25 protein-coding genes are annotated in these 19,679 nt (G+C 58.1%); 12 read left to right on the forward strand and 13 right to left on the reverse strand.

The window, feature by feature from the left end; translation table 11 throughout:
• The first annotated feature begins 38 nt into the window (after positions 1-38).
• Together ACN2TU_RS19680 and ACN2TU_RS19685 are read left to right on the forward strand one after the other, a co-directional pair.
• A complete protein-coding gene (locus tag ACN2TU_RS19680) occupies positions 39-719 on the forward strand; it encodes a hypothetical protein (RefSeq protein WP_435157734.1) in 681 nt (226 codons plus the stop codon).
• Between the two features lie 97 nt (positions 720-816).
• Complete coding sequence (locus ACN2TU_RS19685; protein ID WP_435157735.1) at positions 817-1,500, forward strand: haloacid dehalogenase type II; 684 nt, start codon at positions 817-819, stop codon at positions 1,498-1,500.
• Between the two features lie 139 nt (positions 1,501-1,639).
• On the opposite strand, the gene ACN2TU_RS19690 is transcribed toward ACN2TU_RS19685, so the two are convergent.
• A complete protein-coding gene (locus ACN2TU_RS19690) occupies positions 1,640-3,430 on the reverse strand; it encodes a S9 family peptidase (RefSeq protein ID WP_435157736.1) in 1,791 nt (596 codons plus the stop codon).
• 317 nt (positions 3,431-3,747) lie between these two features.
• On the opposite strand from ACN2TU_RS19690, the gene ACN2TU_RS19695 reads away from it, so the two are divergent.
• The 3 genes from ACN2TU_RS19695 (at position 3,748) to ACN2TU_RS19705 (ending at position 6,056) form a co-directional block, all read left to right on the forward strand.
• Complete coding sequence (locus ACN2TU_RS19695) at positions 3,748-4,983, forward strand: permease (protein ID WP_435157737.1); 1,236 nt, start codon at positions 3,748-3,750, stop codon at positions 4,981-4,983.
• A gap of 43 nt (positions 4,984-5,026) precedes the next feature.
• Positions 5,027-5,419, forward strand: coding sequence for a DUF302 domain-containing protein (locus ACN2TU_RS19700; protein WP_435157841.1), 393 nt, complete (start codon positions 5,027-5,029; stop codon positions 5,417-5,419).
• A 157-nt stretch (positions 5,420-5,576) separates the two neighbouring features.
• Positions 5,577-6,056, forward strand: a complete 480-nt coding sequence (locus ACN2TU_RS19705; protein WP_435157738.1) for a hypothetical protein — start codon at positions 5,577-5,579, stop codon at positions 6,054-6,056.
• 70 nt (positions 6,057-6,126) lie between these two features.
• Here ACN2TU_RS19705 and hemG read toward each other — a convergent pair whose 3' ends face one another.
• Together hemG and ACN2TU_RS19715 are read right to left on the reverse strand one after the other, a co-directional pair.
• Entirely contained in the window at positions 6,127-6,666 is a 540-nt protein-coding gene (gene hemG / locus ACN2TU_RS19710) for a menaquinone-dependent protoporphyrinogen IX dehydrogenase (protein ID WP_435157739.1), read from the reverse strand.
• A gap of 144 nt (positions 6,667-6,810) precedes the next feature.
• Positions 6,811-8,196, reverse strand: coding sequence for a sulfatase (locus ACN2TU_RS19715; protein ID WP_435157740.1), 1,386 nt, complete (start codon positions 8,194-8,196; stop codon positions 6,811-6,813).
• A 147-nt stretch (positions 8,197-8,343) separates the two neighbouring features.
• Here ACN2TU_RS19715 and ACN2TU_RS19720 point away from each other — a divergent pair, with 147 nt between their 5' ends.
• Positions 8,344-8,475, forward strand: coding sequence for a hypothetical protein (locus ACN2TU_RS19720; protein WP_435157741.1), 132 nt, complete (start codon positions 8,344-8,346; stop codon positions 8,473-8,475).
• Positions 8,476-8,892, forward strand: a complete 417-nt coding sequence (locus ACN2TU_RS19725) for a GrpB family protein (protein ID WP_435157842.1) — start codon at positions 8,476-8,478, stop codon at positions 8,890-8,892. It abuts the gene before it with no gap.
• Between the two features lie 20 nt (positions 8,893-8,912).
• Here ACN2TU_RS19725 and ACN2TU_RS19730 read toward each other — a convergent pair whose 3' ends face one another.
• Together ACN2TU_RS19730 and ACN2TU_RS19735 are read right to left on the reverse strand one after the other, a co-directional pair.
• The gene (locus ACN2TU_RS19730; protein ID WP_435157742.1) at positions 8,913-9,245 is read right to left on the reverse strand and encodes a hypothetical protein; all 333 of its coding nucleotides are present in this window, start codon (positions 9,243-9,245) and stop codon (positions 8,913-8,915) included.
• Positions 9,246-9,311: 66 nt separating this feature from the next.
• Positions 9,312-9,863: a DJ-1/PfpI family protein gene (locus ACN2TU_RS19735; RefSeq protein ID WP_435157743.1), complete on the reverse strand. Its 552-nt coding sequence runs from the start codon at positions 9,861-9,863 to the stop codon at positions 9,312-9,314.
• 35 nt (positions 9,864-9,898) lie between these two features.
• Here ACN2TU_RS19735 and ACN2TU_RS19740 point away from each other — a divergent pair, with 35 nt between their 5' ends.
• Positions 9,899-10,108, forward strand: a complete 210-nt coding sequence (locus ACN2TU_RS19740) for a PQQ-binding-like beta-propeller repeat protein (RefSeq protein WP_435157744.1) — start codon at positions 9,899-9,901, stop codon at positions 10,106-10,108.
• A gap of 14 nt (positions 10,109-10,122) precedes the next feature.
• Here ACN2TU_RS19740 and ACN2TU_RS19745 read toward each other — a convergent pair whose 3' ends face one another.
• Positions 10,123-10,872 (reverse strand): ABC transporter ATP-binding protein, encoded by a 750-nt coding sequence (locus ACN2TU_RS19745; protein ID WP_435157745.1) that lies wholly within the window; start codon positions 10,870-10,872, stop codon positions 10,123-10,125.
• 178 nt (positions 10,873-11,050) lie between these two features.
• On the opposite strand from ACN2TU_RS19745, the gene ACN2TU_RS19750 reads away from it, so the two are divergent.
• Positions 11,051-12,280, forward strand: a complete 1,230-nt coding sequence (locus tag ACN2TU_RS19750) for a Zn-dependent hydrolase (RefSeq protein WP_435157746.1) — start codon at positions 11,051-11,053, stop codon at positions 12,278-12,280.
• Here the strand turns inward: ACN2TU_RS19750 and ACN2TU_RS19755 are convergent.
• Positions 12,277-12,984 (reverse strand): DUF502 domain-containing protein, encoded by a 708-nt coding sequence (locus ACN2TU_RS19755; RefSeq protein ID WP_435157747.1) that lies wholly within the window; start codon positions 12,982-12,984, stop codon positions 12,277-12,279. The two genes, ACN2TU_RS19750 and ACN2TU_RS19755, sit on opposite strands and share 4 nt — an antisense overlap.
• A 114-nt stretch (positions 12,985-13,098) precedes the next feature.
• Here ACN2TU_RS19755 and ACN2TU_RS19760 point away from each other — a divergent pair, with 114 nt between their 5' ends.
• The gene (locus ACN2TU_RS19760) at positions 13,099-13,767 is read left to right on the forward strand and encodes a helix-turn-helix domain-containing protein (RefSeq protein ID WP_435157748.1); all 669 of its coding nucleotides are present in this window, start codon (positions 13,099-13,101) and stop codon (positions 13,765-13,767) included.
• On the opposite strand, the gene ACN2TU_RS19765 is transcribed toward ACN2TU_RS19760, so the two are convergent.
• The 5 genes from ACN2TU_RS19765 to ACN2TU_RS19785 all read right to left on the reverse strand — a co-directional run bounded on the left by ACN2TU_RS19765 (position 13,768) and on the right by ACN2TU_RS19785 (position 17,217).
• A complete protein-coding gene (locus ACN2TU_RS19765) occupies positions 13,768-14,973 on the reverse strand; it encodes an AI-2E family transporter (RefSeq protein WP_435157750.1) in 1,206 nt (401 codons plus the stop codon).
• 234 nt (positions 14,974-15,207) lie between these two features.
• On the reverse strand, positions 15,208-15,582 hold the full coding sequence (locus ACN2TU_RS19770) for a winged helix-turn-helix transcriptional regulator (protein WP_435157751.1): 375 nt from the start codon (positions 15,580-15,582) through the stop codon (positions 15,208-15,210).
• Between the two features lie 181 nt (positions 15,583-15,763).
• Complete coding sequence (locus ACN2TU_RS19775; RefSeq protein ID WP_435157753.1) at positions 15,764-15,970, reverse strand: hypothetical protein; 207 nt, start codon at positions 15,968-15,970, stop codon at positions 15,764-15,766.
• The gene (locus ACN2TU_RS19780; protein WP_435157754.1) at positions 15,971-16,189 is read right to left on the reverse strand and encodes a hypothetical protein; all 219 of its coding nucleotides are present in this window, start codon (positions 16,187-16,189) and stop codon (positions 15,971-15,973) included.
• 14 nt (positions 16,190-16,203) lie between these two features.
• Positions 16,204-17,217, reverse strand: a complete 1,014-nt coding sequence (locus tag ACN2TU_RS19785; RefSeq protein ID WP_435157756.1) for a DHH family phosphoesterase — start codon at positions 17,215-17,217, stop codon at positions 16,204-16,206.
• 253 nt (positions 17,218-17,470) lie between these two features.
• Between ACN2TU_RS19785 and ACN2TU_RS19790 the strand changes: the two genes are divergently transcribed.
• On the forward strand, positions 17,471-18,037 hold the full coding sequence (locus ACN2TU_RS19790) for a cupredoxin domain-containing protein (protein ID WP_435157758.1): 567 nt from the start codon (positions 17,471-17,473) through the stop codon (positions 18,035-18,037).
• Positions 18,038-18,503: 466 nt separating this feature from the next.
• Here ACN2TU_RS19790 and ACN2TU_RS19795 read toward each other — a convergent pair whose 3' ends face one another.
• Positions 18,504-19,037 (reverse strand): hypothetical protein, encoded by a 534-nt coding sequence (locus ACN2TU_RS19795; RefSeq protein ID WP_435157759.1) that lies wholly within the window; start codon positions 19,035-19,037, stop codon positions 18,504-18,506.
• A 237-nt stretch (positions 19,038-19,274) separates the two neighbouring features.
• Here ACN2TU_RS19795 and ACN2TU_RS19800 point away from each other — a divergent pair, with 237 nt between their 5' ends.
• A complete protein-coding gene (locus ACN2TU_RS19800; protein WP_435157761.1) occupies positions 19,275-19,661 on the forward strand; it encodes a hypothetical protein in 387 nt (128 codons plus the stop codon).
• Positions 19,662-19,679 lie beyond the last annotated feature (18 nt).

Genomic DNA, 19,679 nt, shown 5'->3' on the forward strand with positions numbered 1-19,679 from the left:
GGAGCACAGTTCTTCTCACCGGGTCGTTTGCTTCGGGGATGGCACGGCAGACGGCGAGCTCTACACAGAGCCAGCAGACAGCGAGCTCTACACAGAGCCAGCAAGCAGCGAATTCCGCCCAGTCACAATCCTCCACGGGAAGCCGTCTCCTCGTGGAGAATCCGACGAACCAACCGCAGCTGTTCTCGCTCTCGGTGTCGAATCGCCCAATTTCTGCGTACCGCATCACGGACCAGCACGGTAAAACGAAGACGATGAAGAGCAAGGACGAACGCGAGGTTCAAGAGGAGGTTGTGGATGAGATCGAGGATGAAGTCGAGGACAGTGACGAATTTTGGGTCGAAAGCGAAGACGAAGTGGGAGGGAGCGAGGATGAAGGTAAGTTCCCGTCTCCGATGCAGGCGACACAAATCACGCCGAAGTCGAACGTGATTTTCGACAAAAAGTACACAGTCAAACCCGATTCCGCCCACTCGTTCCGATTGCAGAGGATACCGGAGAAAGGGGAACTACTCTATACCCTAAAACAGAAGTCCACGGGAGAGCCGACCTTCGTGGAGTCCTGGGGAACCATGGGCTGTAATTCGCAGTTCGATATCTATCTCAGTCCGTCCGAAACGCGAAGTTCGTGTGGAAGCCAACTCAGCGAATTCGACCTCTCCGGCAAAGCGACGGAACATACGATACAGTTGCAGGGTGCCTCGTCCGGAAACGGATAGAACTCCCTTACCACCGCCTATTGTCGAGTTGAACGGTACCGGAAGCCGTTGCTCTTGCCCCTACGACTAACTCCGTACCGAACGAAGCCCGCATATCATGGCCTTCGATTCCGACCGAGTGACGACAGTTACGTTCGACTCCTACAGCACGCTGGTCGACGTGGATGCCGCCGAAACCGCGCTCGCCGAGCGCGTCGAAAACCCGGAACCCGTCTCGAAACTCTGGCGCGCCCGGTCGTTGGAGTACACCTTCGTCGCCAATCACACCGACTCCTACCAGCCGTTTTACGAGATGAACCGCGACGCCCTCCAATACGCCCTGTCAGCTCACGACGCCGATATCTCCGCGGACGAGCGCGACGAAATTCTCGCCGTCTACCACGAACTCGACGTGTTCGACGACGTGCGCGACGGAATCGAACGGCTCCGTGACGGCGGCTACGACTGCTACGTCGTCTCCAACGGCAACCCCGAAATGCTGGATTCGATGGTCGAACACGCCGATATCGGCGACCTACTCCTGGACACCATCAGCGCCGACGAGGTGGAGACGTTCAAACCCGACGCGGAACTCTACCGCCACGCCGCCGGCCGAACGGGTACCCCAATCGAGGAAATCGCACACGTCACCGCCGGATGGTTCGATGTGCAGGGTGCGAAACACGCCGGAATGCAGGGGGTGTGGGTGAACAGGAAAGGCAAACCGTGGGAACCCTTCGGCGATGAGCCGGATTTCGTTATCGAGACGTTTTACGAGTTGGCGAGCGAGTTGGGTGTGTGAGAAGGTACGTTCTTCGTAGATATTGGAAGGGACGACTGTCTCGTACTCGGGTGATGGGGGCGGATTTCTCGGAGAGGAGCAGCTTGCACCGGCACCAATTTACCACCTCCGTCCGCACCAACAGCAGCAACAATTCCGCCTAAACGTGTTCGTCCAAGAACGCAGCGATGCGTTCGAACTCCTCGATGAGGTTCGCACGGGAAGTCGTATGGTGGCCTTCGTCCTCGAAAATGCACGTCTCGACCGGCACGCCGCGTTCCCGAACCTTCTCGGCGATTTGTTCGGCTTCCCCGACCGGCACCCGCGGGTCGTTCGCGCCATGTTGGATGAACAGCGGGCAGGAGATTCGGTCGGCTTTGTGAATCGGGCTGATTCGTTCGAGGAGTTCCGGGTCGTCCAGTGAACCGTACTCCTGTGCGCGATGCGAGCGTCGCCATTCGCCGGTGTTTTCGAGGAAGGTTTCGAAGTCGGCGATGCCGACGAAATCCACGGCTGCGGCCCAGAGGTCGGGATATTCGGTTATCGCCGCGAGCACCATGAATCCGCCGTACGAGCGGCCGTACGCGACGATTCGGTCGGAATCGACCGATTCGTGGTCGTGAAGCCATTCGACCGCTGCCTGGATGTCGGTAACTGAATCCATCCGCTTTTCCACGTCGTCGAGATGCGTGTACTCCGTGCCATAACCAGACGACCCGCGGACGTTCGGTTCGAAAATCGCGTACCCTTGCTGGAGGAAATACTGCTTCGTCGGGTAGAACCACGGTCGGCGTTGGTGTTCTGGCCCGCCGTGAATGTCCACGATAACCGGGACTTCGTCGTCCGAGTTGACGCTCTCGGGAAGCGTCCAGTAGGCCGGAATCTCCCGTCCGTCAAACGTCTCGTATCGAATCGTTTCCGGTTCGAGGAGGCGTTCTCGGGGGATGCCGAGCGTCCCCGGATTCGACCACCGTTCCGCCGCGCCAGTCTCCGGGTCGAGGATGAAGACGCTCCTCGGGTCGTCGCTTCGACTAAGCGAGAGCGCACACTGCTCGCCGTCCGGGTCGAACGTCAGGTCGTACGCCACGCCTTCGGAGAGATTCGGTTCGGCGAGGGATTCGATTTTGCCGTCCGTGAAACGACCGGCGTGAATTTCGGAGTAGCCATCGACGTTACGACTCCAAACGATTCGACCAGTTTCGGCGTGAAGTGCGAACCCCTCGACGTTCCAATCGTCGCCTGCCTGTATCGTTTCGTGTGCTCCGCTGTCAACGTCGATTCGGGCGATGTTGGCCGTATCCGAATCGTAGTTCGTCACGCAGTAGAGTTCGTCGTCCGGGCCGAACCGGACGTTCCCATAGCGAGTTTCCGTGTCGTCGCTCAATCGGCGATGCTCACCCGTGTCGGGGTCGAGCAGGAACAGGTCGTAGTCGAAACTAGCGTGTTCCTTCGAGAGGACGATGCCGGGTTTACCCCACGTTTCGATACTCAGGAAACCACCCTCCCCTTCGTGGACGAGCGTCGCCTCCGACCCGTCTCGGCCCTGTACGTACACGTCGAAGGTATCGCGTTCGCGGCGATTTGCCGTGAACGCGAACGCCTCGCCGTCGGGACTCCACCCGCCCCACAGATGGATCGCTTCGGGCCTGTCGGTGAGTGGAGTTTCGGTGCCATCCCGCAAGTCGTAGCGGTACAGTTGGTCGTGCTCGTTACTTCCCTCGTCCATCCCGAAAATGGCTTCCGGCCGAGTCGGCGACGCTGAAACGAACGAAATACGCTCGTCGTGTGGCGTGAGTCGAGTAGGATAGGTGTTCGGCGCGTCGAGCGACCAAACCTGCGGCGTGCCGGTCGTGTCGGCGAGAAAGACGAGGTCACCATCGACCGAAATCGTCGGCAATTCGGCGCTGTCGATGCTCAAATATCGTGCGATAGAGTACCGTGGTTTGGGCATAGTACCGTCGAAGAACGGGGACGGCAAAAGGATTCGGCTGGGGTGTCCGTTTCCCCGGTACTCAACCGGAACGAGAGAGCCGAACTCAAAACGCCACGCCTCGCGCCGTTTTTGATTCCAAGAATTTCGCCCATCGAGAGCTTTGATTAGTAGCTCCAGAGTGGCAGTAGTTGTCCTCGAACGATGGTTTCGGTACCGAATCCCGAATCACTGAACGAAATCCGCTCGAAATACGCTGTCGAGACTCGTACCGCCGTTTTCGAATTTCCGTTCTATTAACCACAACGACCGAAAGCGTCGTTCCCCTATGATTACCCATGAATATCGTCCAGAGCCTCGTGGATGCCGCGACGTTTTTCGGCGACATGGCATGGAAAACGTGGTGGGCGCTGGTGCTCGGGTTCACCATCGCAGGGGCGGTACAGGCGTTCGTCAGCGAGGAACGAATGACGAACCTGCTCGGCGGAAGAGGGCTGAAGGAGGTCGGACTCGGCAGTCTCTTCGGCTTCCTCTCATCGAGTTGCTCGTTCGGGGCCGTCGCCACGACGAAATCGCTGTTCAAGAAGGGAGCATCGCCGGAATCTTCGTTCGCTGGGTTCCAGTTCGCCAGCACGAACCTCGTCATCGAAATTGGACTCGTGATGTGGATTCTGCTCGGTTGGCAGTTCGTCGCCGCCGACGTCTTCGGTGGGATATTGATGATCCTCCTGCTGGCGGGTATCACGAAATACGTCGTTCCCGACCGATGGTTCGAGGCCGCCCGAGAACACGTGCGGTCGGGCGACGAGAAGAGCGACAGCGTCCGCGACCCGGTTTGTGGAATGGAAGTCGACCCCGAGGCTGACGACACCCTGAGCGTCGAGATGGACGACGGAACCGAATATTTCTGTTCGGAGTCGTGCAAGGAAACCTACGTAAATCAGCGGGAGGACGCGACGTGGCGGGACAAACTGTTCACCGTGTCGGGGTGGAAAAACGCCTTCCGAAACGCCATCGGCGAGTGGGAAATGCTTTGGGAAGACCTCGCCGCCGGGTTCGTCGTCGCTTCGCTCCTCGCGGCGTTCGTCCCTCGGTCGTGGTGGGCAGAGTTGTTCACGATCGCGCCAGAAGGCACCGTCGCATGGGTCGTCCTCGGGGCCGCAATCGGCGTGTTCGTCGGTGTCATCACGTTCGTCTGCTCGGTGGCGAACGTCCCCTTCGCGCTCGTGCTGTGGAACGCGGGAATTCCGTTCGGTGGCGTCATGTCGTTCATCTACGCCGACCTCATCGTGCCACATATCGTGGATATGTACCGGAAATACTACGGGAAACGGCTGGCCGTAACGTTGTTCCTCGCGATCTTCGCGGTGGCAACCCTGACGGGAATCGCCACCCATTACACGTGGGCCGCGGTTAGTCTGATTCCGAAGCGGGGGCAAACCGGTGGGACGGTGCCGGACACCTACACGACGGTTCTCAACGTTGTCTTTACCGCCGTCTTCCTCGCACAGGTGTACGTGACCTACTTCGAATCGAGCAGTGGACGGGAGGAAACGACGCCCCACGCAGATTGAATCCGCCTCAAGAACTACTTCCATCGGTGGTCAATAACACATGATGACCTACTACGACAAGCGTCACGTGGCCGGCGAGTTCGAGGACGTCGTCGCCAGAACCACGGCCGCACTAAGCGACGAAGGCTTCGGAGTCCTGAGCGATATCGACGTGAGTGAAGCGTTCGAGAAGAAACTCGACATCGAGTACCCCGAATATCGGATTCTCGGCGCGTGCAACCCGTCACTGGCTAAAGATGGATTGGACGCGGAACGCGACCTTGGGGTTCTACTCCCCTGCAACGTCGTAATCTACGAAGCCGATGATGGCATCGTTGTCAGTGCGGTTGACCCAGAGGCGATGCTCTCGGTCGTGGACAATCCTGAAATGGACGACATCGCGGCGGACGTTCGGGCGCGTTTCGACCGCGTCTTCGATACGCTTTCAGGAAGGTAGCAACTCGGAGCGGTTCGTCGCGAAGGACACGAGAGAAGAGAAGAGAAGAGAAGAGAAGAGAAGAGAAGAGAAGAGAAGTAGGGAAAACCTGTCCCTAAACATAACAAGAATACGTCCTTATGTACGTGAGAGTCCAATATCCAAACTGCGGTCGAATATGGCAAAGAGTGAAAGAATAGACACAGGAGACTCGGACAAGGGCGCTGGGGATGCCCTTCCGGACGAGTCACGCCGAACGTTCATGAAAAAGGGTGCGCTCGCGACGAGTGCGCTCGCGCTCGGTCTCGGGAGTGTTGGTGCCGCCGCCGCCCAGCGGCAGGAAAACGTGCTCGTATACACGTACGCCTACCACCCGAACGTCCCGTTCCGCATCACGAACGCGCTCGAACAGTCAACCGTCGTTCGACTGCTGGCGCGTCCCGGTGGGGGGGATGTGGCCGAAATCAGCCAACCCGACGACTACAGCGGATGGGTTATCCGATACGACCTCGGCGGACCGGACGCCGCAATCACGGCAATGATGTTCGCACGAGACGCCAGCTTCAGTCGAGGCGAGCGGTATCGATTCTCGGGGGACGCAACGGTATTCAGTAGCGAACTCAACCTGCTGAGTACCACTGCGCGGCGTACCTTCTGAGGAAAGCGGGGGGTCGTCCCCGCTCGTCCGCTCCCGAACGACGGACGAAACCTGCCTTTTTCTGCGCCCGCTATTCGAGTGTGCGTGCGAATTGGCTGGCAAACGTCTCGACTTCGTCCCAGTCGGTATACTCGTAGTCCCGTGACGTGTCCGTTCCACCGCCCATCCTTCGGGCGATTCGCCTCATCACGAACCGTTTGAACGTCCCATATTGGCTGTATTTGAGTGCGCCGGGGACGACCACTATGCTGTCCGGCCTCCACCCGGTGGCCGCGAGGAACTCATCGACCAATCCTTTGGCCGTTGCCTGCGACTCGTCGGTTCCCTCCGCGGCGGTCAGACTCACCGAGAAAAATGCCGATGGCAGTCGGTTCAACTCTTCCGCGTGTTCCCGCACGAACCGAGTCACGTATCCCTGATGTTTGCCCATGTGAATCGACGCGCCGATGATGACGGCGTCGTAGTCCGAAAGGCGAAGCTCATCGGGGCCGTGCTGTCCGTGAATCAGCGTTGCGTCGTGTCCCCTGGAGTCGAGAACCCCTGCGATTCGTTCCGCAATCGTCGCCGTGTGACCTTCGGTCGAGCCATAGAGAACGAGCACGTGCGCCATCACCTACCGCCCCCAAACCAGTCGTTCAGATTCCACCGAATCGGATGTACAATCGTCGATTCACCCCATTCCACCGACGGCATTCACCGACAAAAACGTAGGGCAAACGAATAGCGGTCGAATGATATTTCCCAAGCCGGAACGTTACTGATAGCCGAGCGCCTTCAGCTGATTCGTTATGTCGGATGGGAGTTCGACCGCCTCGCTCCCCTCGTCGGTCTCGATTTGTTCGATTCGAGACTCGACCGCATCGTGCAGGTAACCGTTAATTTCGGAACCCTCGTATTCGGCCCACAAATTTTCCTGTTCGTCCGGGTCACGGCGTCGGTCGTACAGCTCTCGACGTTCGGACTCAGTATGGTAAATGTACGACCAATCGGCGGTTCGAGCGCTCACGATGAGTTCACCGTCGTCGAGATGGCGTGGAATCGGCTGATAGGTGACGTGGTCGCCACGAACCGCGACTGAGGTGACCGGCACTGGATCCATGTCGTCGCCGAATAAACTCCCGCCGGAAAAGCCGTGTTCGACACCCATCGCCTCACAGACGGTGGCCGGAATCGATTCGAGACCGACCGCACGTTCGACGGTGTTCGGGTCGTTTTCGCGGCCGAAGTCCGAGTTTCCATCGGAGTTCCGGACGATTAGCGGGACGTGAACCAGTTCCTCGTAGAGTTTCGGATAATGTGCCAGATGGCCATGTTCCATGAACTCCTCGCCGTGGTCGCCAGCGAGAACGATGCAGGCATCGTCACGGAATCCTCGCCGGTCGAGTGCCGAGAGCACTCGACCGACGCTCGCGTCCACTTGCCGGATTGCGGCCCGGTAGAGCGCTTCGAGGTCGGTCAGGGTATCGTCGCCGACTTCACGACCTAATCCGGCCTTGGCGTGGGCACGGAGCATTTTGAGAGACCCGACGTTTGCGCCAGTTTCGTCGCGGACGAACTTCGGCGCGGGAACGTACGGCGTGTGAACGTCCATGTAGTGAACCCAGAGGAAAAACGGTGGTTCCGCCCGCTCGACGAAGTCGATGGCTCGGCGCTCCACGTCGAGCATCCGGGAGACGTTTCGCGCACCACCTTCTTTTCCGAGGAGTTGCCGAAGCGGTGAGACGGCAACTTGGAGCCACGCCTGCACTGTCGGATGGGCGGTGAGATACTTGCTGTAGAGGCTGTCCCCTGTCCCCGAGGTGAACGACTCGAACTCCTCGAAACCACGGTCGTAGCCCCAATGTTCGGTTAGAAATCCGTTTGCACCGTTAAATCCCGCTGTCGAGATACCGGCCTCCTGCAACGTTTCGGCCAAAGTCGGCTCGTCCGCCACGCCGATTCCCCGCGAATCACCGAACACCTGCTTCGCGCCGAGAATCGACGGAAACGAAAACGGCGTCCAGTTGCTGTGTGCGAACGCGTTTTCGAAGACGGTTCCTCGTTCACCGAGGGTGGAGACGACGCCGTTCGCGGGCAGGGCATCCGCCCGGAGCGAATCGACGGTGAACAGCACGGTCACTGCTGTGTCGTTTGCACTCATTCTGTCGGTTGCGGAATTTCCGCTACCTGAGAGTTCGTCACAGGGGTAAAATAGCTTGCGAGAGAAATGACAGTTTGTCGTAGGAGTTCTCTATAGTGCTCGCGATTTCGGAATCGATTTTTTACAGTGGCAACCATCGTTTGCTGTATGGGCGAGCCGAACGACATTCCGAGATACGACACAGACATCGAAATCGTCGAGTCCGATTCCAAATGGGCCGACCGCTACGAGCGCGAGACCGAGCGTCTGCGGGAGGCAGGCGGTGACGAACTGGTCTGAATCGAACACTTCGGAAGCACCTCCGTCCCGGGACTGCCAGCGAAGCCCATCATCGACATCGGACTGATGTACACCGAAATGGAGGCCGCCAGAGACGCAGTCGAGCGGTTCGAGAGCGTCGGCTACCGATTCGGACGCGAGCGGGACGGCTGGTTTTCGCTCCATCGTTGGGCCGACGACGGACAGCAGTTCAACGTCGGCGTCTGTTCGGCCGGTTCCGAGACGTGGCGGCGGGGCATCGTGTTCCGCGAGTATCTTCGTGACCATCCCGACGCGCGTGAGGAGTACGCCGCCATCAAGCGCGCCGCCGCCGAAGAACATCCCCGAGATGCGTCTTCGTACACCGACGCGAAGAGCGACACCATCGACTCGATACTCCAACGCGCCGACGAGGAAGGGTACGAGGAGAAAATCTGACCTGAAGTCGCCCGCTTCAGCTACTCCGATTGCGAAGCGGTGGCGGAAAGCTCTTCGATAAGGCCTATCTGTCCGAACAGGAGAATCACCGTCGAAACGGCTACCCCGCCGAAAAAGACGACGAGGGTGACCCACCCGCTACTGATGAATGGGAGCGATGAAACCGAGACGGAGAACAGCACCCACCCGAACGCCAGCCATTTCTGTCCCCGACGATAGCGGACGACTCCGGTGATGACACCAACGGCCACTACCAAACCGAGTGCGATTTCGATAGCGACGAAGTCAGCGACGATGAGAATGCCGAGCACGCTCATCGCGATAAAACCCGCATCGTCGACATCGTCCATCATTCACCGAAGGCAACAAGTTCGGGCGATATAATCATTTCCGTGTCGTCACCCGAAAACCGACCATCGCTAGTACGGGTAGTCCATCTGTCCTTTGATGACTTCGCGAGTCGTCTCGTCGGCCAGCTCGGAACAGAGCCAGAGGCCGAGGTCGATTCCCGAAGTGACACCGCCAGCCGTCACGACCCGACCATCCCGAACGATGCGCTCTTCGACCACGTCGCAGTAGTCGGCCAGTCGGCTGTATGCGTCGGGATGGGTGGTGGCGCGCTTGCCGTCCAGAAATCCAGCTGCGCCGAGCAGGAGCGACCCCGTGCAGACCGAGGCGATCCACTCGGAATCCGCAGTTGCCAGCCACGATGTGAACCCGTCATCCTCGGCGAGTTCACGCGCCACGAACCCACCCGGCACGACGAACATGTCGTATCCCGAAAGCGGTTCGTCAACCACGTCGGGAACGAGTTCGAGTCCGGCATTCGCGGTTACGCGCTCGGTTCGAGCACAGACATCCCACGAGACATCGTCGCGGAACCCCATCGTATCGAGTCGGGTCAGTGGGTCGTAGATGCCGACGAAATCGAGCGCGGTCATGCCGTCGTACGCGACGAACGCGATATCCATGGCGAGGAGTTCGCAGGCGGACTGCTTGATTGTTCGTGTGGAGTTCGCTTACTCTTGCGGGAAAGTACACCGGAAAAACGACACTCGTCCGTACCGAAGAACACGACACAATCACTGCACTCGAACGCGACGGCACCGTCCGCTGGCAGTTCGAGAACCCACACGGGTTGGCGGATGTTACGGTCGGGGACAATACGGCTTACACCACGGGCGAGGACGGCTATTTGTACGCCCTCGATTTCTGACGAAACAAAAAAACCTACTGCGCTTCTTCGACCCGACGTGGTGCCTCGATTTCTTCGACGCGTTCAACGGTGCCGTCGAGGATGTGAACGATGCGTTCCGCATGTTCCGCGATGTCGCGCTCGTGGGTAACCATCAGGACGGTGTGGCCGTCGTCGTTGAGTTCCTCGAAGAGACCCATGATTTGTTGGCCCGTCTCGCTGTCGAGGTTGCCGGTCGGTTCGTCGGCCAGAATGATTGCGGGGTCGTTTGCCAGTGCGCGGGCGATGGCGACGCGCTGGCGCTGCCCACCCGACAGTTCGTTCGGACGGTGGTCGCCCCTGCCACGGAGGCCGACTTTGTAGAGCAGGTCGTCGGCACGCTCCTGTCGTTCCGAGCGGGAAATCCCCTGAAAAACGAGCGGGAGGGCGATGTTTTCGCGGGCTGTCAGTCGCGGCATCAGGTTGAACGTCTGGAAGACGAAGCCGATTTCCTCGCCGCGAACCATCGTTCGTTCGGCATCAGAGAGTCCCGTTACTTTGCGCCCGTTGACGTGAACCGTCCCTTCCGTCGGCGTGTCGAGACAACCGATGAGATTGAGGAGGGTGCTTTTCCCCGACCCACTCGGCCCCATGACTGCGGTGTACGACCCTCGCGGAATCGACAATGTCACGCCATCCAGCGCATGAACCGGCTCTCCGAGGTGGTACGTCTTCCGAACGTCAGTCAGTGTCACGGCGTCCCTCGGCCCCTCGTCGGACTCCGTCACGGAGTGGCTGGCGGCCATATCCACCCTTACCATCCCCACTGTCTAAACCCTGCCCCATCGCACGGATGTCGGCCCGTGGAAAATAACGCCTCTCGCTGAAACTATCAGTGATAAACGACGTGTGCAGATGCGATTTTCCGGCAGAGCATGCCGGACACCACCGAACTTATTGTCCACCGGTGACCTCCCCAGAGTCATGAAAATCGATGGGAAACGACTCAAGGACGATATCGAAACGAACGCCGAGTTCGGCGCGCTCGACGTGGACGGGCACGGGCGAACCGTCCTTACCGGAACCGAAGCCAACCGACAGGCGAGAGAATACTTCGTAGAACGACTCGAAGACGCCGGACTGGAAGTCCGAGTGGACGCGGTCGGAAACATCGTCGGACGGTGGACACCCGAAAGCGCCGACCCGAACGCAAATCCTGTCGCGGCAGGGAGCCACCTCGATTCGGTTCCGGAGGGCGGAATCTTCGATGGCCCACTCGGCGTTTACTCCGCACTCGAAGCGGTTCGGGCGATGCAGGACGCAGGCGTCGAACCGAGTCGTCCGGTCGAAGTCGTTTCGTTTACCGAAGAGGAAGGCCAGCGGTTTGCCGACGGACTGCTCGGGTCGTCAGTCGCAGTCGGCGAACGGTCGCTCGAAGACGTGCTCGAATTGCGAGATGGACAGACGACGCTAGAGGAGGCACTCGAAACGATGGGATTCCGCGGCGAGGGCAGAATCGACGCGAGCGAGTGGGATTCGTGGCTCGAACTCCACATCGAACAAAGCGAGCGCCTCGAACGCGCCGAGCTCGCCGTCGGTGTCGTGACGACGATTACGGGAATCACACACTGCCACGTGGATGTTGTGGGCGAGGCAAATCACGCAGGGGCGACCCCGATGCCCGAACGAATCGATGCGCTCGTCGCTGCGAGCGAGTTCGTGCAGGACGTGGAGCGGGGAGCCAACGAGGTCGGCGAGACGACAGTCGGGACGGTCGGCAAACTGAACGTTCGGCCGAACGCGACGAATGTCGTTCCGGGCGCAGTCGAGATGGGCGTCGATATTCGAGACGTGAGCTACGACGCGATGAACGAACTCGTCTCGCTGGCGCGAGAGTCGCTTTCGCGCCTCGAAGCGGAGCGTGGCGTCGAAACGAGGTTCCTCCGGGAGTTCGACGTCGAACCGATAGAAATGAGCGAGCGCTGTCGGCAGGCCGCACATGATGCCGGTGACGATTCCGATATCGAACTGCTCGACCTCCACTCCGGGGCCGCCCACGATACGATGAACATCGCGAAAGTGACCGACACGACGATGCTCTTTGCGCAGTCACGGGACGGAATCTCACACAATCCCGCCGAGTGGACCGAGTGGGAGGACTGCGCCAGTGCGACGCAAGTACTCGCCGGCGCGCTGTCGTCGTTGGCGAACTAATTCCGACTCTGTCGTTTTGCCACGTCGTAACCCGTCAACTGTCGCAGTTCTTCCTCGGATAGGCCGTTGCCACCCGCATCCATCTCGTCGATGCCCACGCCACTGGTGACGATTCCCCGGAACGCCTCTTCGAGCGAGAGGTCGACATCGACGAGTCGGTCGTCGGGGACGTTGACGACGAACCCGCCCATGACGGGGTTCGGTGCCATCGGGAGAAAGACGGTCGTCATCGACGCTTCTCCGACCGCCTCCTCGATTCCTTCCGGTGTTTCCGCGGTCACGAATGCGAACGTGTAGGTGCCGTCAGTGGGAAATTCGAGCAGTTTCACGTCACGGAAGTGGTCGGCATCGCTCTCGATCATGGCGTCGCCCATTCGCCGAAAACTCCGATAGACGGTTCCGAATCCAGGTACGCGACTGATCGCATTGTCGAAGTTGTCGATCGCACGCTCGCCCATCGGCGAGTGCGCGATGAACCCGACGACCAGAATCAACGCGGAGACGGTTGCGGCCGTAACACCACCCAGGACGTATATCGAGGATATCGATACGAATTCGAGTAGCGGCCTGAGTACCTTCGCCACGAAATTCAGTAAGACTACGAGTACGTAGACGGTGATGAGCAGCGGAACGACGACGGTCACGCCGGTGAGTGTCGCCTCGCGTAAAATTTCAAATGGTGATAAATTCTCAGAGTCGTTCATCGTTCAGGACACTCGGACGGGACATAAAGAGCGTACCGCCTGCACATTCCAGCAGTGAACAGTTAGCACTCGCTTGCCAGCAGAGTCATTCGTCTAAGGCACCTAGGACGGTGCATGAGTACAATCACAATCGTGCGACTACCGGCCTCCGGGTTCGCACTGCGGGCGACGCTGGAACGGGTTCCGGGGGTCGAGTTCGAAGTCGAGCGCGTCGTTGCCTCCGAAGCCGAGCGAGTGATGCCGTACATCTGGGCGACGGCGGAGCCAGACCAATTCGACTCCCTCCAAGCCGCGCTCGAAGACGATCCGTCCACGGAGAACGTGGAACTGCTCGTGGATTTGGATGAAGAATGGCTATTTCGGATGTCGTGGGTTCGCGAGACGGAGTTCGTCATCCACATCCTGGTCGAGGAAAGCGGTACTATCATCGATGCCAACGGCAAAAACGACGGGTGGCAACTCAGAATCCTCTTCCCTGACCGGGAGGCGCTGTCGGCGACGTATGAATTCTGTGAAGAGAGCGGCATCCCGATCGAAGTCGAGCAGATATATCAGTTGAACGAATCTCCACGGAGAGGACAGTACGGACTCACTGAAGAGCAGTACGAAACCCTCGTGACGGCGCTGGAAGCGGGCTACTACGACATCCCACGGGATATTTCTGGAGAGGAACTGTCCGCCGACCTCGGCATCTCACACCAGGCTCTGTCCGAGCGTCTCCGTCGTGCGTACAAAAATCTGATTTCGAACGCGCTCGTCGTCGGGGAGAACGAACTCCGATAATCACGTCGTCGAATCGCCTCTGTCACGCTCGTCCGGTTTCGTCTCCGGTTGATCAGTCATCTCGCCCGGTGGGGGTTGCAAATCCGATGTTTGGACAGCCTCGACTTCTGTCGCTGTCGGAGCGTCGGGCGCGTCCGACGCTCCGGGGAGCATTTTCGGGAATACCTTCCAGAGAAACTGGACGGCGATGACCATGATGAGCGGACCGAGGAAGATACCGTACCAGCCGAAAATCGGCGGGCCGAGAAGATATGCGAACATGATAAGCCCGGTGTGGAACATGCGGCCGGAGAGATACGGGCGGACGTAGGTTCGGATGATGTTGTCGAAGACGAACCCCATGAGCACGTAGAATAGAATCGGGAACCAGAGTCGAGTCAAATCGGTTTCGACCGCGATAACGGCCAGAAATAGGACGACGATGAGATACACGATGGAGCGCCCAACGAGCGGGATAAGGGTCGCAAGTCCGGTCGCGATGGCGATGAGCATGGTCTGAGGAATTTCCATTCCGGGCGGCGCGATGAGGTTCAGCCCGTTGTAGATTATCACGGAGACGATGATGATGACGAAAATAGTGAGGGTGTAGCCGAAGTAAACGGAGTTCAGACCGCGGTCGACCGCATCAAGATAGTCGTAGGTCGTCGTTTCCCTGTCGGCAACCGTGTTTCGGAACCAGCCAGCGATCCTGTCCTCATCACGCACCAAGAAAAAGACGAAGACGAGGGCGAGAAACAGATTGTAGGCTTGTGTTGCAAACGTCCCGACGATGGTTCCGAACTGTTCGAGCAGGTTTCGAACCGATGGCTCGCGGAGCAACTGCGTTGTAGAGTTGTACAACGTCATGGGGTCGGTCGGTATCGTACCGACATCGTATCCCGGAAAGAGCGTTCGCACGAGTTGCTCGATATCCGCTGGTCGTATCGCCGACAGTTGGCCGAACGCGATGGCGACGATGGCACTGAGCAGTCCGATAAACGGGAGAATGATGAGAGCCATCGTGAGCAGTGATGCGAGACCGGAGGACACTCCCCGGCGTCGAAGCCATCTGGCGATGGGCCGAGCGACGTAGTACAGAAACAGTCCGAACACTATCCATCCGAGATATGTATCGAGCGAGACGACGAGAACGATAGCGACCGCGATTCCAAACAGCCACCACCCGATTCCGACGCCGTCAGTCCCCTGGTTCGTTCGAAATTTCACCCCACTCCCCCCGCCACCAATGGGTACGGGTAGCATGGGGAAAGTTCGTTCGGCGGGAACGACCGCGGTAGCGAACGATACCGAAGCGATCATTCGGAGCAGACAGTAGATGCGAATCGTCGAATCCGCGTTTCGAGGTCGTTCTCGTGTGACGATTCGGATAGTCGCCGTCCGTGTGTATCGACGGAGGAAAATCGGAGAGACCAGAGAGATGGGAACCAGTGGAGGAGATGTTTATGCAACCGACGACGAAGGTTCCGTCGCCGGAGCGAGATACTCCATCCCCCAGTCGCGCATGGACATGATAACCGGGCGAAGCGAGTCACCGTGGTCGGTGAGCGAGTATTCGACGCGAACCGGTTTTTCGTTTACTATCGCGCGCGAAACGAGTTGTTTGTTTTCGAGATCTTCGAGGCTGTCCGAGAGCACTTTGCTCGAAATCCCATCGACATCCCGCTTCAGATCATTGAACCCTCTCGGGCCGTGTTCGAGCAGACGATGAATGATTACAGGGTGCCATTTTTTTCCGATAAGCGATGTTGTCGAGGTAATTGGACACCACTCTTCACCCTCACACCAGATTTCCAGTCGGTTTAACGTTTCAGTCATCTCTACTCTGTCTAGAGTCCCGACAAGCATAGGGTTACCGCTAGTAACTAGGTTTTATTTAGTAATCATACATGACGGTGCCAAGTAAAACGCAACTGGCGGAAGTGCCAATTACTTCTTGAACTCTCGACAGCACAGCCGTCTAGTTCGGAAAAAGAACGTTTGGGGCGGGTCGAAATTGTCAGTACGTGATAATATCGTAGTCATCTTCGATCAACTGTCGCATGCTGGGATGGGTCTCGAACTCGCAATCCACGTCTGAGTCGCTCTCCTCGGCTGCTTGTTCTACCTCGAAGGCACCGGCGCAGTACTCACAGACGGTGACGTAATCTTCGAGGGACGTAAATAGCGCGTGTGCTGGATGGTCTTCGTTGGCGAGTTCGTCCACCTACTGAGTGCCTGCACCGTCGAAGATTATCTCCAGTTCGTCGCCAGCCTCTTCGAACTCCTTTGCGGCCTGCAGTGCGTTGGTCAATCGGTCTAGATCTGCGTACGATTCGGTCGCGGCCAGAATTACGATTGCGGCTTTCGCCATACGACGCAGTTTGGCTCCGGCACATAGATTCTCTCGGAATCGGTCGAGTTCACCGATGTCTCGGTTCGGCACGAAGGTGGACTCCGCTACCGATCCTCGCCGTTGAGGCGAAGCGTGTCGAAAAACCGTCTTTCAACTCGGCTAGAAAGCAGGTCGAACAAGGGAACGTCGTCGTCCAAATCGTCGGCAAAGATACCGAGCTGTAACCGTGCCCTGGCCATGTCTCGATGGCCATCCGCACTTCCGATATCGCCAAACGCCTCATTTAGTACCGCACCGATGTTCACCCTCGGGTCGATAGACCGTGCGCTCATCCGTACGGAATCGCCGACGATACCTTCGACGAGTACCGTATTCACCCCTTCCAGATTCAGGAGATAGTCCGCGGCTTGCGGGAGCGCATCACTCTCGCTCGTCCGACCGATACAACTCGCCAAACTCGACCCGCGAACCTCGCGACGCCGAATCGCCTGACTGATGGCATCCATCGTCGCCGGTGTATACGCCGACCCGTACAGTTGGTCGAGAATTTCGATATCGACATACGGACAGATGAACGTCGCGGCGTTGTACTCTCGAAGCGTGGGATGGCGGATAAAATCGAGTCGTTCACGATGCAGTGCGAAAAGCAACGTCGATGCCAACCGTGACGACGGTTCGAGTTCCAGTTCTCGGAGATAGTCAATCAAGATAGACGTTGTCGCGCCGTACTCCGGTCGAATATCTGTAAAGGTCGCCTCCGGGTCGTCCGTGACGGGGTGGTGGTCGATTATTATCGCGATTTCCGAACCGGGTGCTCGTGGAATTTCCGGATCAATGTGCGCGTGATCGACCAGCGCGAGCGACGAATACGAATCGACTGATTCGTCCGTCGAGATGTGGTTGAGTTCGATATCGAGCAAGTTGATTAGTGCCCGATTCTGCTGGTGAGAGATTTCACCGTCGTAGAATATTGCGACATCGTCGGTATCAGCGTGCATGGCTAGTTGTTTCAGCGCAAGCGCACTTGCAATACAGTCGGGGTCGGGATTCGTGTGTCCGACTATCCCGAGAGAGTCGAGATCTCGGAGTAATTCATGTAGTGTGTGAGCATCCCCCATAGTATAGATGATTCGAGCGAACCATAGAAAGCTAGCGGTACAGTTCTTCAACTATAAATATTTTTAATTTAATAATATCATCAATCGAATAGCGATGCCACCGTTTCGGGGTTCAGACCGTTATTGCGGCGACGAGAACAGAGTTCCGAACGTCGTCTATCGCTGTAATCGACATATACATCGGGCAACGTCCAGTTGCAATCGTGAACCGTCTACTCCATCTATCCGCCAATCGAACGAACCGATACGATGTATGGCACCGAAATACCGAGGACGAACGCGACGACCAACACGGCGACGATTTCTCGGGCAGATTGCGGCGGGTGTGGTGATTGGGGGTAGCGGTGTCGTCACTGCACAGCAAGATGGGGAAACGATCGACCCGAGCGAAACGATTCGGCTGCGCGCTCAAGTGCCAGGATGGCGGGGGCAAGCACCCGAATCCATCGGTGGGCTTCGGAACCCTCGACTGACATTACAAGACAGCGAAATATACACCGTCGAGTGGACGAACGTCGATGGGCAACCGCACACGTTCTCGATTCAAAACAGCCAACAAGAGAGCGTAAAGGCTATCCAACAGCTACAGAGTCCGGTACCAACGACGACGGAAGGGGGCCAAGGAAACGGCGGTAACCAACAAACGACCACGACGGAACAGGGGACGATTCCACAGGACGAAACGGTCGAAGTTACCGACATTCTCTCGGAGCGCGGAGCCACGCAACGACTTCGATTCGAAGCGACCGGGGAGATGGCGGTTTACCTATGTACGATTCACCCGGAGAGCATGGTCGGGTCATTGCGGACGCGGAGCTAACGATTCTTTTCTGGAAGCGCTGTCAATGCGGACGTGAATCCAGTAGGTAGTGTATACCAGCGTACTATTCATTCACACGTCGCTCATACTCTTGCGGTAACGAGACGTGATTCGAACCCGGAGTACGATGAATCGAAATACACACGGCGATAGCCATTCTCACAGGGACCGATACTCCTGCGAACGTTGTCGAGACGATGCTGTCATCAGAGTCGTTCGAACCGCCATCGACGGGGCCTCACACCCGATTCGAAAATCCTCGCCCGCCACCTCAGCGCTGTGTCAGGACTGTTTTGCGCGATTTCGGGCGGACCCAAACACGTCGTTCAAAACGCTGTTCGAAGACGAATCCACCGCGTCTAACCAGTACATCAAGGTCGAACGGCTGTCGTCGTGAGCGATGGGCAGCATTCGCGCCCGGTGCGTTTGGTGGCTCGACGGCGTGCATTCGACGGCGATTTCGAATTCATCCCTCGTACCGGGAAACCGGAAGTGGGGACACCACAGCGACCATATCGGGAGAAATCGGCGGGTTTCCCTCGCCAAACTCGTTCACATCGACTTTGAGTTCGAACTCGCCGCCGACGTTCCGTCGCTCTCCTTGTGTCAGTGAGACGATTTCGAGTTCGTCACCGACATCGAAATCGAGGTCTTCGTGTGGGAAAATGACCGTTATCTCGTTGACCGTGTCGAGATACTGGACGAGGAAGGCATCGTGGTTCGAGAGGTCGATGGCGAACCCGCGAGCACCGGTCACGGTCGGTTTTCGCTCGAGCGGGCCAGCGACCACTTCGAGCGGTTCGTTCGGGTAGATGTCGGTATCCAGCATGTACACGGGGACTGCGTCGAGCGCGTCATCCTCCTGTTGGAAGAACCGTGCCTGAACGGCTGGCACGCCCATCGCAAGGCCATACGTCGCCATCGTTCCGTATCCAAGTACAGTTCGGCGTGGGACATCTGTGTCCCCTTCTTCGGACGATCTGAAGTTCGGTCGTATCATGTTGGTTCTCCGGTGCGGGAAGCCATGCACCTGTTCGAAAGCGTTGGATCGAACCAGTTCGAAGACAGGAGACAACATCTGTGATAATAAATACTATGGGAATCGACACGTGTCAGACGATAGACTGACGCGGTTTGAATACGGACGCGATTGAACGGGAACACGATGGGGCGATGTACTCGTCGAAGGAGGGAGTCGTTAGCACAGTGCTACGGGTCAACACGAGTACCATCTCCGATGCGACCGAGAGTCGGTATCGGACAGTTGTCGGCCTATTTCGTCGCTCTGTCCCCGATTCATTACGAGCACGGGGATATGCGGCGAGATTACGGGTGGACGAACGCCCTGCTCACTGCGATTCTCTCCGTCGGCGTCGTCGGTTTTACCGTCCGGGCACTGCTGGCGGGCATATTCGTCGCGTTCGTGACCACGGACATCCTTCTCATCGTTCTCTTCAACGTCGGTATGACCGCGGTGGTGGGACGGTTGCTCCTTTCGTCCGTGCAGGTACATCCACGAGACCGTCGTCAACGGAAAATACGAAATGAGAGGACACGACCCGTTCGGACGTACTCGCGCCATCGACAGTCACACCGGTCACCGACCAGTATCGACCGACTGTAACGAATCAGGAATTCGATG

Source organism: Haladaptatus marinus (genome assembly GCF_051194195.1).

Coding starts and splice junctions, on each gene's coding strand:
- ACN2TU_RS19680 (WP_435157734.1), top strand. CDS start 39: ATGGCACGGCAGACGGCGAGCTCTACACAGAGCCAGCAGACAGCGAGC.
- ACN2TU_RS19685 (WP_435157735.1), top strand. CDS start 817: ATGGCCTTCGATTCCGACCGAGTGACGACAGTTACGTTCGACTCCTAC.
- ACN2TU_RS19690 (WP_435157736.1), bottom strand. CDS start 3,430: ATGCCCAAACCACGGTACTCTATCGCACGATATTTGAGCATCGACAGC.
- ACN2TU_RS19695 (WP_435157737.1), top strand. CDS start 3,748: ATGAATATCGTCCAGAGCCTCGTGGATGCCGCGACGTTTTTCGGCGAC.
- ACN2TU_RS19700 (WP_435157841.1), top strand. CDS start 5,027: ATGACCTACTACGACAAGCGTCACGTGGCCGGCGAGTTCGAGGACGTC.
- ACN2TU_RS19705 (WP_435157738.1), top strand. CDS start 5,577: ATGGCAAAGAGTGAAAGAATAGACACAGGAGACTCGGACAAGGGCGCT.
- hemG (WP_435157739.1), bottom strand. CDS start 6,666: ATGGCGCACGTGCTCGTTCTCTATGGCTCGACCGAAGGTCACACGGCG.
- ACN2TU_RS19715 (WP_435157740.1), bottom strand. CDS start 8,196: ATGAGTGCAAACGACACAGCAGTGACCGTGCTGTTCACCGTCGATTCG.
- ACN2TU_RS19720 (WP_435157741.1), top strand. CDS start 8,344: ATGGGCGAGCCGAACGACATTCCGAGATACGACACAGACATCGAAATC.
- ACN2TU_RS19730 (WP_435157742.1), bottom strand. CDS start 9,245: ATGATGGACGATGTCGACGATGCGGGTTTTATCGCGATGAGCGTGCTC.
- ACN2TU_RS19735 (WP_435157743.1), bottom strand. CDS start 9,863: ATGGATATCGCGTTCGTCGCGTACGACGGCATGACCGCGCTCGATTTC.
- ACN2TU_RS19745 (WP_435157745.1), bottom strand. CDS start 10,872: ATGGCCGCCAGCCACTCCGTGACGGAGTCCGACGAGGGGCCGAGGGAC.
- ACN2TU_RS19750 (WP_435157746.1), top strand. CDS start 11,051: ATGAAAATCGATGGGAAACGACTCAAGGACGATATCGAAACGAACGCC.
- ACN2TU_RS19755 (WP_435157747.1), bottom strand. CDS start 12,984: ATGAACGACTCTGAGAATTTATCACCATTTGAAATTTTACGCGAGGCG.
- ACN2TU_RS19760 (WP_435157748.1), top strand. CDS start 13,099: ATGAGTACAATCACAATCGTGCGACTACCGGCCTCCGGGTTCGCACTG.
- ACN2TU_RS19770 (WP_435157751.1), bottom strand. CDS start 15,582: ATGACTGAAACGTTAAACCGACTGGAAATCTGGTGTGAGGGTGAAGAG.
- ACN2TU_RS19785 (WP_435157756.1), bottom strand. CDS start 17,217: ATGGGGGATGCTCACACACTACATGAATTACTCCGAGATCTCGACTCT.
- ACN2TU_RS19790 (WP_435157758.1), top strand. CDS start 17,471: ATGGCACCGAAATACCGAGGACGAACGCGACGACCAACACGGCGACGA.
- ACN2TU_RS19795 (WP_435157759.1), bottom strand. CDS start 19,037: ATGATACGACCGAACTTCAGATCGTCCGAAGAAGGGGACACAGATGTC.
- ACN2TU_RS19800 (WP_435157761.1), top strand. CDS start 19,275: ATGCGACCGAGAGTCGGTATCGGACAGTTGTCGGCCTATTTCGTCGCT.